The 12,922-nt window shown below is 43.2% G+C and carries 8 protein-coding genes; 5 read left to right on the top strand and 3 right to left on the bottom strand.

The window, feature by feature from the left end:
* Positions 1–236: 236 nt before the first annotated feature.
* Positions 237–800, bottom strand: a complete 564-nt coding sequence (locus tag O9334_RS09895) for a Uma2 family endonuclease (RefSeq protein WP_288000087.1) — start codon at positions 798–800, stop codon at positions 237–239.
* A gap of 766 nt (positions 801–1,566) precedes the next feature.
* On the opposite strand from O9334_RS09895, the gene psb27 reads away from it, so the two are divergent.
* Both psb27 and O9334_RS09885 read left to right on the top strand, forming a co-directional pair.
* Positions 1,567–1,968, top strand: a complete 402-nt coding sequence (gene psb27 / locus O9334_RS09890; protein ID WP_045358747.1) for a photosystem II protein Psb27 — start codon at positions 1,567–1,569, stop codon at positions 1,966–1,968.
* A gap of 358 nt (positions 1,969–2,326) precedes the next feature.
* Positions 2,327–4,696: an endonuclease MutS2 gene (locus tag O9334_RS09885; RefSeq protein ID WP_288000085.1), complete on the top strand. Its 2,370-nt coding sequence runs from the start codon at positions 2,327–2,329 to the stop codon at positions 4,694–4,696.
* A 1,061-nt stretch (positions 4,697–5,757) separates the two neighbouring features.
* On the opposite strand, the gene O9334_RS09880 is transcribed toward O9334_RS09885, so the two are convergent.
* Together O9334_RS09880 and O9334_RS09875 are read right to left on the bottom strand one after the other, a co-directional pair.
* Positions 5,758–8,862, bottom strand: a complete 3,105-nt coding sequence (locus O9334_RS09880; protein WP_288000083.1) for an efflux RND transporter permease subunit — start codon at positions 8,860–8,862, stop codon at positions 5,758–5,760.
* 82 nt (positions 8,863–8,944) lie between these two features.
* Positions 8,945–9,622, bottom strand: a complete 678-nt coding sequence (locus O9334_RS09875; protein WP_045358744.1) for a C40 family peptidase — start codon at positions 9,620–9,622, stop codon at positions 8,945–8,947.
* A gap of 679 nt (positions 9,623–10,301) precedes the next feature.
* Between O9334_RS09875 and O9334_RS09870 the strand changes: the two genes are divergently transcribed.
* From O9334_RS09870 to O9334_RS09860, 3 genes are all read left to right on the top strand, one after another.
* Positions 10,302–11,690: an LCP family protein gene (locus O9334_RS09870; RefSeq protein ID WP_288000080.1), complete on the top strand. Its 1,389-nt coding sequence runs from the start codon at positions 10,302–10,304 to the stop codon at positions 11,688–11,690.
* Positions 11,691–11,692: 2 nt separating this feature from the next.
* Positions 11,693–12,193: a pentapeptide repeat-containing protein gene (locus tag O9334_RS09865; protein ID WP_045358742.1), complete on the top strand. Its 501-nt coding sequence runs from the start codon at positions 11,693–11,695 to the stop codon at positions 12,191–12,193.
* Positions 12,194–12,320: 127 nt separating this feature from the next.
* The gene (locus O9334_RS09860; protein WP_045358741.1) at positions 12,321–12,908 is read left to right on the top strand and encodes an anthranilate synthase component II; all 588 of its coding nucleotides are present in this window, start codon (positions 12,321–12,323) and stop codon (positions 12,906–12,908) included.
* Positions 12,909–12,922 lie beyond the last annotated feature (14 nt).

Here is a 12,922-nt window from a genome sequence, read left to right as displayed (position 1 = left end):
TTCAGCAAGCTACGGTCAGCCTTCAGCCTAAAATTCAGTTTTTGAGCTTTTTCAGCTAATTGCCGCTCTTAATGGCTCTTTTCTCTGGTTTATAACTCTTACCGAAGGACTAATCAAAGCTAATAGCCGATCGCTTTTGCTGAACACTTTATTGTACTCGATCGAGTGGGGAAGTGGCGAGGTTGGGGAATTTGTCACTGATCACTGATCACTGTTTACTGATAACTGATAATCCGTTAACCTCTTAACCAGTCAAATAATTGACCGAGGGTGATTTGAAAACTGATCGCAAAAGCAGGGACGGGTAAAAGAGCATTTTCTGATTCAAAAATAGCGATAGTTCTATCACTAGAATAAACAAAGATAATTTCTTCTTCAGGATCGATTAACCAACCCATTTGAGTGCCGTGATCTAGACAATAAAGGATATTTTTAACAACTTTAGTCTGATTTTGATCGGGATAGAGAATTTCAATTAACCAGTCAGGAGCGATCGCAAAAGTATTTAATACTTTTCCCTCGGCATCGCGAGGAATATTTTCCCAGAGAAAAACTGAAACATCAGGAACTAGAGAACGACTGCCAAAAGTACAACGCAATTGAGGATAGGCACGGGCAATTCGTTGGGGTTTTAGACTGGCGTTAATAGCTGGAACCAAATCACCTTGAATAGTGCTATGTTTAGCTTGGGGCATGGGTTTGGGAATAATTTGACCATCAATAAATTCCCTAGAGGGTTGAGTTTCTGGTAATTGCAGAAATTCCCTTATTGTCAGGGAATTATTAACAGTTACAACCATAAAATTTTTTTATTGATCGTTATGATCGTTAATTTTATCGCAATTTCTCCAAGCAGACGGGATCAGCAATACTCGCCCCGCTAATAATTATTACAAAGTATTAACTTCTCTCTCAGAAATGGGACAAAAGGCTGCTGGGTTGCCGCTGCTTGCCAAAAATCCCAAGCACCGACGAGTATATGTTTCAGCCTTTTCTCCACTCTGGCTTATTTAGGGTTGGCTGAATATCAGTGTAACCCTTTCCAGGGGAGCGAGGTCATTTTGTTATTCGGACTTCCCCAACCGACTCCTAACCCCACCAATAAACTTTTTGCCGCAAACCCTATCTAAAGAGGTATTGACAGCCATAGCTAATGATGATATGGCGGATAAGCTGCCCGCGCATTTAAATTGCTTGTTGAGACGAGGCAAGAGGCACTCTTGCAAGAGGCAACAGTAAAGGGATTGGGGGAGATTCGGCTAATCTTAAGAATAAGCGCTTTAAATGCGTCTTAGCTTATCTACCTTCGGGAAACCGCCACCAGTGCCTTATCGCAGCCCGAATTAGTCCAGAATCAACTCACTCCGGGTTGATGGCATGGCAACTTTTAGGCAAAAATGGTGCTTTTGCCGCCAAAAAAGCCTATATTTTGGCTATTTACCCCCAGTTGACCCCCGACAAAAGGAAAGATTTTTGATTTTTGCAGCAGGTTGACTCTCATGAAGAACTGGTCACGGTTTCCTGATAGGATAAGGTGACTTGGGATTAACTTATGGTGTTGAAAATATGTCTCTAAAACCTTACATTTCTCGCTTATTAGCTTTGGTTCTCGTCCTGGTCATCGGATTGATGGGTTGTTCTAGTAGTTCGGGGTTAACGGGTAATTATGGAAAAGATACCCTGACGGTGATTGAAACTTTAACCACAGCCCTTGATTTAGTCAAAGATGACCCGAATAAAGCGGCAGTTGAGTCGCAAGCAAAGGAACAAATCAACGATTACATCTCCCTCTACCGAAAAGATAAAAAATCCGGGGGTTTGCGTTCTTTCACTACTATGCAAACGGCCTTAAACTCTGTAGCAGGTTATTATACCGCCTACGGTTCCCGTCCCATACCCGACAAACTCAAACAACGTTTAAAACAAGAATTTAAACAAGTACAATTCTCTCTCCAGAAAGGAATTTAGATACAGTGATCAGTTATCAGTGATCAGTTATCAGTAGAACTCGACCTAATATTATATCTAGACTAGAAGTCTTTGTAGGACAGAAACTTACCCAAGTAGAAATGATTTTAATTGCCCCATATTTTTTCAGTTAAATTGAATTAGCAAGGATAGATACACATTTCAGTAAAGCAAACTGTGATTGGGTTATAATTTTTGGAGATGTCTAGCGGGATTGTTAAGTGACAGGTATTAGGTGCGAGTAACAGTGCTGTCTTTTCCCTGATTACTGATGACTGTTGACTGAAATGACTCCTGCAAAATCAGGCCAAATCCAGTTAGACTAGAAATACAAAGCGTATTATAAAAAACTACAAAATTGATTCAAGACGAAACCCTAGAATTATTGGAATGGCCGCGGCTATGTCAACACCTAGCTACTTTTGCAGCGACTAAACTCGGTGCGATCGCAATTCGTCAATTGCCGTTACCAGAAAGCAAAGAGGAAAGTTTAAACCTACTCTGCCAAACCAAAGAAGTTTATAGCTTAGAACAAAAATTAGATAGTCGTCTTTCCTTTGATGGGATTACCGACATCGGAGATGCCCTAGAAAGGGCGCATCTGGGGGGTTTATTATCGGGACAGGAACTTTTAAATATTGCCACGACTTTAGCGGGAGTGCGACGTTTACGGCGTTTAATTGACGAACAGGAAGATATACCGGTTTTAAAAGAGTTAGTAGCGGAAATTCGCACCTATCCAGAGATAGAACAGGAAATACACCGTTGTATCGATGAAGATGGCCGGATATCCGATCGCGCTAGTCCCCAATTACGGGAAATTCGGGGACAAATGAAGGTGATTAGAGAGCGAATTTACCGAAAATTGCAGGATATCATGCAAAAACAGGGCGGTGCTATCCAAGAAGCGGTGATTACCCAAAGAAGCGAGCGCTGGGTGCTTCCCGTCAAAGCATCGCAAAAAGAGCAAATACCGGGGATAATTCACGATACTTCCAGCACAGGGGCAACTTTTTACATTGAACCTCACTCTATCGTTGACCAAGGCAATCAACTACGGCAATATCGTCGTCAGGAACAAATCGAAGAAGAAAAAATCCTGCGGCAGTTAAGTAATCTGATCGCCGAAGCCTTTGAGGACTTAGAATATTTACTAGCGATCGCTACTAGGCTCGATCTGGCCACCGCTAGGGCCCGTTACAGTTTATGGTTAGAGGGTAATCCCCCCCACTTTATCGATGGTTCGGAAACGATTACTTTACGGAATTTGCGTCATCCTTTGCTCTGGTGGCAAAAACACCACGAACAGGGGGGGGAGGTCGTACCGATAAATGTGCAGATTAGCCCAGAAATTCGCGTTGTTGCCATCACCGGACCAAATACCGGCGGAAAAACCGTTACTTTAAAAACTCTCGGATTAGCGGCTTTAATGGCGAAAGCGGGCCTGTTTATTCCAGCGCGGGAACCAGTAGAGATACCCTGGTTCGATCAGGTTTTAGCCGATATTGGCGATGAACAGTCTTTGCAACAGAGTTTATCGACTTTTTCGGGTCACATTCGCCGGATTGTCCGCATTTTAGCGGCTTTAAATTCTCGTTCCTTGGTTTTACTCGATGAGGTGGGAGCCGGTACGGATCCGGCCGAGGGAAGTCCTTTAGCGATCGCTATTTTACAATACCTCGCCGATCATAGTTTACTGACGGTGGCTACCACCCACTACGGGGAATTAAAAGCGTTAAAGTATCGAGATTCTCGCTTTGAAAATGCCTCGGTAGAGTTTGATGATCGCACTCTTTCCCCCACTTATCGACTATTATGGGGCATTCCGGGCCGTTCTAATGCTTTAACTATTGCCCAGCGTTTGGGATTAAGTGCCGAAATTGTGGCCGAAGCGAGAAATCATCTGGGGGGGTTATCGGAGGAGATAAATCAAGTAATTGCTGGTTTGGAAGCGCAAAGACGGGAACAGGAGTCAAAAGCTCAAGAAGCTAGTCAATTACTCCAACAAACGGAGAAATTTTATACAGAGGTGTCCACGCGGGCTAATTCTCTACAGGAGAGAGAGCGAGAATTAAAGCGTTATCAAGAGCAGGAGATACAAAAGGCTTTATTATCGGCAAAAGCAGAGATTAATGACGTTATTCGCCGATTGCAAGCGGGAACAAAAACTGGTAGAGATGCTCAAAAAGCCACAGAGGAGTTAACTGCGATCGCAGAAAGGTTATTACCAAAAACGGAAAAAACTAAGGTTAATTATCGTCCGCAAGTGGGGGAAAGGGTACGCTTGCCCAATTTGGGACAAACTGCCGAAGTTTTAGCAATTTCACCAGAATCAGAGGAGATTTCCCTGCGTTTCGGTATGATGAAGATGACCCTACCCTTAGACCAGATTGAGTCTTTGGATGGTCAAAAAGTGGAAACTGTGCCAAAACCTGCCAAAAATTTGCCCCAAACTCCCACAAAACCCCAGGAGACTCCTTTAATTCGTACTTCTAATAATACCGTCGATATTCGCGGTTCCAGGGTGGCAGAGTCAGAAACGGATATCGAACAGGCGATCACCCGCGCCACCCCATCGGGCATATTATGGATTATTCACGGTAAAGGTACGGGGAAATTGCGTCAAGGTGTTCACGATTTTTTATCCCGTCATCCCCAGGTAAAACGCTTTCAATTAGCACCCCAAAATGAGGGCGGTTCGGGGGTAACTATCGCTTATTTAACTTAGGGTTTGCTGAAAAGGTTTTCGTGGGGGCAGGGTGTGGCCCCCCCAACCCCCCCGACATCGGGGGGGTGGGGTGTGGGGTGTGGGGTGTAGGGTTTTAGCGATTTTCAGGTGGTCAACTACCTAATTTTCAGGGAAAAAGTACCTGAATTTTCCCCCCGATCACTCCAAGTGCTGGCACTTTTTGAGGGGAAAAAAGTCTAAAAGTCTTATACAACAAGGTTTTTAGATTTATTCAGCAGCCCCTAACTTAGGGTTTGCGGCAATAAGTTTTTTGTCGGGTTAGGGGCCAGGAGACAGTATTCAGGAGACAGGAGACAGGAGATTATTTTTCTTTATTCTTCCCACTTCCCACTTCCCACTTCCCACTTCCCACTTCCCCACTTCATAATTCATAATTCATACTTTGTGCTTTTTGTCAAAAAAACTTTTTTTTTGCAATAAAACTACACAAAAAAAAGATCATCGTTATGGGTGAAATTGACTGATTTACCCGTCTTAATTAGGATAACCTTCTAGGTGTGGCAAGGGTTTCAACCATTGCTGCCCAAAAAAGCACAAAATAACCCATTATGAAATTCTATCAAATCGCTGTTACCAGCGTAACATCGTTGTTAAATAAAAATCTTTCTCAATAAATTCTTAAGAATTTGTAAATATTGCGGAATGTTAATTTAAATATTCTCAAGTTTTTGGAGTCAATCAATAATTTTTGCTTATCTTTAGCCAACATTGGGTTAGGAGTCAGGAGTCAGGAGTCAGGAGTCGGGAGTCGGGAGTCGGGAGATAGGAGTCAGGAGTCAGGAGTCAGGAGTCAGGAGTCGGGAGTCGGGAGACAGTATTCAGGAGTCAGGAGTCATACTAAATCTGGTTATTAAAGACTGATTATGTATTCCCCCTTTTGCATGAGTGCATGAGTAGAAAGCGGGTTTCTCCGAGAAACCCGTTTTCTGTGCGTTACTCAACGGATTTAGTATCAGGAGTCAGGAGTCGGGAGATTATTTTTATCCCACTTCATAATTCATAATTCATAATTCATAATTCCCTCTTCCCACACAAGAAGATTATTTTCTGGAGAATAAAACGTAAAAACAGGGAATAATAAACAGAGTTAACAGAGTTGCTAAAGACAAACCCGAAAAAACGACAATTCCCAAAGGTTGCAGGAATTCTCCCCCCTCTCCCAATCCTAAAGCGAGGGGAAATAAACCTAAAACCGTGGTCACGGTAGTCATTAAAATCGGTCGTAAACGTTGGGGAGCGGCCTTTAAAATGGCTTGTAGTCGAGTAAAACCGAATTCTTGCCGCAATTGATTGGCTAATTCCACCATAATAATCCCGTTATTAACCACAATGCCCACCAATAAAACCACCCCGACAATGACAATGGCATTAATCGGGGTTTTGGTCAAATATAGTCCGAAAATTCCCCCCGCTAGGGCCAAAGGAACGGTTAACATAATCACCAAAGGGTCTATGAGCGAGTTATACTGCACAGCCATGACCACAAAGACTAAAAATACCGATAAACCCGCTAATAAACCCAAAGAACCCTGAATTTCTTGATTAGACGTGGCGGCAGCACTGGGTAAAATGCTGATACCATCGGGTAAGGGAGTGGAATTTAAAACCGATTGTACTCCCGCGAGTGCGTCACTTAATTTCGCCCCTTCGACTAAACTGCCGATAATAATAAAAACTTGACGCTGATTGATTCTCTGGATGACTCCGGGGGTTTTTCCCGCTTCAATCCGGGCTATATCTGCTAATTTTAAGTCTTCTTGTCTATTGACAAAAATAGGTATTTGTGATATGTCACTAATTTTTTGCCGCGAGTTGGGGTCCAATTGCACCCGGATATCGATTAATCTTTCTCCCCGTTGCAGTTGGGTGGGGATCGATCCTTGAATAGCGGTCCGTAGCGTTTGTCCCACTTCCAGGGTACTCAATCCCAAACTATTTAAGCGAGTCCAATCGGGTTTAATCTGGATTTCTGGTTGTCTGGGGTCAGCATCGGGACGAAAACGCGCACTAGGGACTTTTTCATCGAGAATACTGAGGACTTCTTCACCAGCTTGCTCTAGAGTTTTCCCATCGGGTCCCTGTAACATCACATCCACGTCAGCACCAACGGAGGGAGAGTTATTCAGAATAATACCGCGCACTTGACCAGGGGTGAGACGCAAACGCACGTTAACGAGGTTTAATTGCTCTAGTGCTTTGCTCATCCGTTCGATATATGCTTCTGTATTAGTGCCTTTTTTGAGATTAATCGTACTAGAAGCGCGCAAAATATTTTCATTGGTAGTTGTGCCAAAAAGAGAACCGCCACTGGTAGTAAAAACATACTCAGTTTCCGGTTGTGATAATAAAATCTTTTCTACTTCCCGCATCACCTGACGGTTAGTATTTAAATTGGTACCAGGAGGAAATTGGGCAAAAACGTTCACCTGTCCGGTTTGAATACGACTAAAGACTTCTTGGGGGATATATTGCCAGAGATAAAAACTACTTCCCCCTAAAATTAAAAAGGCCAGCAGGATAACAGGTATTCTGTAGTGGATGATTTTAGCTAAAAAACGACCGTAGAGGATGGTTAAACCTTCTAGACGTTGACTAAAGACTTTTAAGAGCCAAAATCGCTGAATGCCACTAGAAACCCCCATATTTAACAAACGACTGGCTAACATGGGAACAACGGTTAACGCACACAACAGAGAAGCAGCCACAGCAAAACTGATAGTGAGGATAATCTCGTTAAACAGCAGGGAGATAAAACCACCCAGTAATAAAAATGGCAGTATAGAGACGAGATTAGTCGCAGTGGAGGCCACTAAAGCAGATTCTACCTCTTGGCTGCTATTCCGGGCAATTTCTAAAAAATCTTGCTTATTTTGGTTTTGATTAACTTTAAGGGCAATATTTTCCAGCATGACAATGGAATTATCCACCACGATACCCACCCCTAGGGCCAATCCTCCCAAACTAAACACATTTATCGATAACCCGAATAACTTCATACAGATAATTGCGACGAGGGTAGAAAGAGGAATCGCTAGGGTAATGATAAAAGTCTGTCGCAGGGAACCGAGAAAGACGAATACAGTCAATCCTGCTAGAATTGTCCCCGCTAGTCCCGAGGAAACCACGTTATTAACCGCGTTTTGGATAAATACAGACTCATCGGTAGTGGTGACGACTTGTATTCCCCCGGTCATTAACCCGGATTTTTTTAATTCGGCAATGCGTTTTTTGACCCCTTCTACCACAGCAATCGTGTTCGCATTCGGTTGTTTTTGGACGCTAACCCTGACGGCATTTTTTCCATTTAGGGTGACAAAAATTCTTTGTTCTTCTGTCCCATCGATAACTCTGGCCACATCCCGCAGATAGATTTTTTCTTCGGGATTATTACTATCGGTCAGTGCTAAATCTTGGATATCCCCTACGTTTTTAAATTTCCCCACCGCACGGGTTAAAGGTTCCCCGGTTTCTCCCTCTAGTCGGCCCCCAGAGATGTCCTGATTGCGTCTTTTTAGGGTGTCTAAAACCTGATTTAATCCCACTCCTAAAAATTGTAATCGCTGCAGGTCAATATTAACTTGAATTTCTTCTCTAACTCCCCCAATCACGTCCACCACTGCCACTCCTTCCACAAATCCTAATTCTCTCCCTAATTCTTCATCGGCAAATAATCTTAAATCTTTTAGGGGTAGGGTATCGGAAACGAGAGCGAATTCATAGACGGGTAAACGAGAGGGTTCAAATTTATTTAAGCGCGGTTCCTCAATAATATCGGGTAAATTTTGTCGGACACGATTAAAACTTTCGGTAGCTTCATTTAAAGCGACATTTAAATCTCCCCCGGGTTGAAAAAATAAATCTACTCGCATCCTTCCCTCGCGAGTTTCTGAATAAACTTGCACTACTCCCTCGGTGGCACTCATTCCTTCTTCCAGGGGTTTAGTGACTTCTTCGAGAATGACTTCCGGGGACACTCCGGGTACATTCATCCTTAAACTAATGCGGGGATAAGTGATAGAAGGAAGCAAATCTACTTGTAAACGATTTAGAAAAAAAAGACCGATGATGATAACTGCTATAGTTAACATCAATACTCCTATGTGACGACGAATTGATAGACCGCTTAGGGAGATGTTTTCTGACATAATTATCTATGGGGGAGAGTAAACAGTGAACAGTAAACAGTAAACAGTAAACAGTGACCAATCACTGATAACTGATAACTGATTAATTGTGCATAACTCGACCGAAACTCCATAATTTTTGATAATAATGACGACTAACGCTATCCTGATCATCGGTGAGGAGATTTATAGCGATACCATTGTTACCTGTTTCTTGTCCTGAACTGTGGATATATTGATTATTGCCTAGATATAAAGCCACATGATTAACTCTTTTATCACCAAAGAAAATTAAATCTCCCGGTAGTAATTCCTCTCGGTTTATTTTTTGACAAAAAGCCTCCTGTTGATAGGAATCCCTCGGCAACCAAATGTCAAAGCTGGCAAAAGCGGCCTGGATTAATCCTGAACAATCGTAATTAGGTGCAAGGGTTCCACCCCAGAGATAATGATTGGTACGGTTCCTTGCTTCCTGAGTAAAAGTGATAATCTCAGGAATATGTTTTTCTATGTCTGAACGAGTTAGAGGAATTTTTTGATAAGCTGTGGTGGCCACCGCAATTGCATCTAAATCTTCTCCGGATAGCCAAGCTAAATAATTATCTTCCCTTAGCTGAATTTGTAGCCCTTTTTCGGTAATTTCTAGGGAAATAAATTTTAATTGTCTTCCCCGTTGTGCTTGGGTAGCTAACTCTTGACAACTGGGAGAATTGTAGAGATTTAAGTCTCTTTTACAGAGATATTCTTGGGTGGATGATAGGGGAAGAGAGATGATTTTCATAAAAAATATATCAGAATTATTTTGACAGAAAAAACTGCACGACTAGCCAAAAACTAAGGTATAAATTGAGGATTGAATCAGAAAATAAATAAAGAGAATAACCTTAGTTCTGTTATCTTCAAGTTTCCACCTCTCTTAATTCTTTACTACAGAGATAAGCTGCCCGTGCCTTTAAATTGCTTGTTGAGATAAGGCACTCTTGCACTCTTGCAAGGGGCAAGACCCCCCCAACCCCCCACCCCCCCTGCCCCCCCGACATCGGGGGGGCGGGGGGCCGGGGAGATTGAGTTAATCTAAGGATAAGCGTTTAAAATGCGTCTTAGCATAATCTATAACTGAACTGAATCCCTGAAAAATTATTAAACCTCTGGCATAATCAACTTTTCAGGGTTCAAAAACGGCAAAAATAAGGATTAAATGGCATAAAATCGGTAAATAGACTATTTAACAGCTTATTATTCATTCTCAATTTTCCTGACTACTGACTACTGACCCCTAACCCTAACAACAATTTTTGATTTTTACAACAGGTCTATGATAGCCAGTTCCTTAACAATATGTTACAATAGCCGGCGAGAGGGGAGTGACCAATATCTGGAACTTTTGGGCTAGAGATAGATTCTAGGGATCAGCAGTCACCTCCTAAAGTAAGCTTTTAATCAGATGTTGAGGTTAGTCCATGGCCAATGTTTCGGGGCGGTTTGAAAAGCAAGAATACAGCCAAAACTCAGAAAATACCGTCGCAGTGGTCAGTTCAGTCATGTCTGGTTTAAAAAAAGCATCTCCCCTGCAAAAGGGCTTATTTTGGGGAATAACCCTCAGTTTTACCGCCCTAGTTTCCGCCACTCTCGGGGCTGCCGTCGCTTTAATTAGTCCCTTACCCGCACCAATTGGGGCTATCTTCCAAAAAACGACTTTTCCCACCCAAACAGACATCCTTGAGGCCCAAGCTTGGAATAGCTTAATCAATCAGCAGCTTTCTCGTCCTGTTAATATTTTAGTTATGGGCATCGATCGAGTTTTAGATGCCAAAAACAGCGACGATGTATTTAAAGGTCGCAGCGATACCATGCTCCTAGTGCGCTTCGATCCTAGCGATAAAACCGTGAGAATGTTGTCTATCCCTCGCGATAGCCGCGTCAGAATCCCTGGCCACGGTTTCACCAAAATTAACGATGCCAATGTTCACGGTGGACCAACTCTAGCGGCGGAAGTGGTCAGTAATACTTTAGGGGATGTCACCGTTGATCGCTATGTCCGGGTGACTACCGATGCCTTTAAGGAATTAGTCGATTTAGTCGGGGGTGTAGAGGTTTATGTACCCGAACGAATGTATCATAAAGATGTCACCCAAAAATTAGAAATTGATTTACAAGAAGGTTGGCAAAATCTCAACGGCGACCAAGCCGAACAATTTGCCCGTTTTCGTAACCAGCAATACGGCGATATTGGTCGCGTACAAAGACAACAAATTTTATTAAAAGCACTACAACAAAAGATTTTTAGTCCGACAATTCTCCCCAGTCTCCCGAAAGCAGTACAGGTTTTACAACAATATATCGATACGAATTTAACCGTCGAGGAAATGCTGGCTATCGCTAATTTTGGCCGGGAAATTAAACAGGATGACTTAAGAATGATCCTACTCCCCGGCCGGTTTAATAACCTCGAGGAATACGATGGTCGGAGTTATTGGATTTTGAACCGTAGCGAAATTAAGACCATTGTGGCTAATAATTTTACCGATAACTATTCCCAGGGAGAACCCTCCGTTTATAGTCTGCGGATTGCCATTCAAAATGCCACCCATACCAAAGGTTTAGCCCGTCGTACTCGTGATTATCTGGCCAAACAGGGCTACACAAATGTTTATATTAGCGATGACTCCTCTCAAAAGCTAGAAACCACGGCAATTATTGCCCAAAAAGGTGATATTCAGTCCGCTAACCTCTTGAAAAATCAATTGGGAATCGGTAAAGTAGAATCATCCTCCACTGGTGCTTTAGACTCAGACCTAACTATTCGGGTGGGTGATGATGCAGCCCAGTTTCTCAACGCTCAACAGTAACAATGTTGAAAAATTTTTTCAGTCTGGTTTTAATTATTTTGCTGGCGATTCTTTGGCTACTTTTTGCGGCCCGTCCGGGGGCTTTGGCCCAAGATAAAACGATTAACTATAGTTTTGCCCAGCTGCAAGATCGGGATTTTTCCCATCAGGATTTGCGCGGAGGAGTTTTCGCCGCTGCCGCTATGCGGGGAGTTAACCTAGAAGGGGCTGATTTATCCTATAGTATTCTCACCGAGGCTGTCCTCTTAAAAGCTAACTTAAAAGGGGCCGATTTAACCGCATCTTTGGTAGATAGAGTTACCCTCGATTTTGCCGATTTAACTAATACTATTTTTACCGATGCGATCGCTACTCGCAGCCGTTTTTATGACACAATTATTACCGGGGCCGATTTCACTAACGCGGTAATTGATAACTATCAGGTCAAGTTAATGTGTGAACGGGCCGATGGGATTAATCCAGTCACGGGAGTGGCCACCAGAGATAGTTTAGGCTGTGATTAGCAATTCCGGGCAGATTCTAGCTGACTGCTCAAAAATAGCCTACCTCCTACATCCCGGCTGTCTCGATCGAGACAGCCGGGATGTAGAATAAAAATACTGAGCGAGGCTAGAGAAAGGAGAGGGACTCTTGATAATCGTCATCGATAACTATGATAGTTTTACCTACAATTTAGTCCAGTATTTGGGAGAATTAGCCTCCGAGTTCCCGATCGCCGTGCCGATCGAGGTCTATCGTAATGATAAAATCGATCTGGCCACAATCGAACAAATGCGGCCGGATGGAATTGTCATTTCCCCCGGTCCCGGTCGTCCGGTCGATGCGGGCATATCTCTGGAATTAATCGCCAAATTTGGCCCCTATATGCCGATTTTGGGGGTCTGTCTCGGTCATCAAAGTATCGGTCAGGTATTCGGAGGGGATGTGGTCCGGGCCCCGGTCTTGATGCACGGCAAAACTTCGCCAATCTATCACAACAATGAAGGGGTATTTCAAGGGTTAGAAAATCCTTTTACTGCCACCCGTTACCATAGTTTAGTGGTCGAGCGCTCCACCATGCCGGATAATTTAGAGATCACGGCCTGGGTCGAAGATGGTACGGTCATGGGAGTCCGTCATCGGGATTACCCCCACATTCAAGGAGTACAATTTCATCCCGAAAGTATTTTAACCACTGCCGGCAAGGAACTTTTAAGAAACTTTCTCCGATCCCTCTAGTGTTTGCTAATCCC

The organism is Microcystis sp. LE19-8.1F (genome assembly GCF_027531715.1).
GTDB lineage: Bacteria > Cyanobacteriota > Cyanobacteriia > Cyanobacteriales > Microcystaceae > Microcystis > Microcystis wesenbergii_A.
Note: the sequence above shows the minus strand (reverse complement) of the source record. Positions and strands in the feature narration are given on the sequence as shown.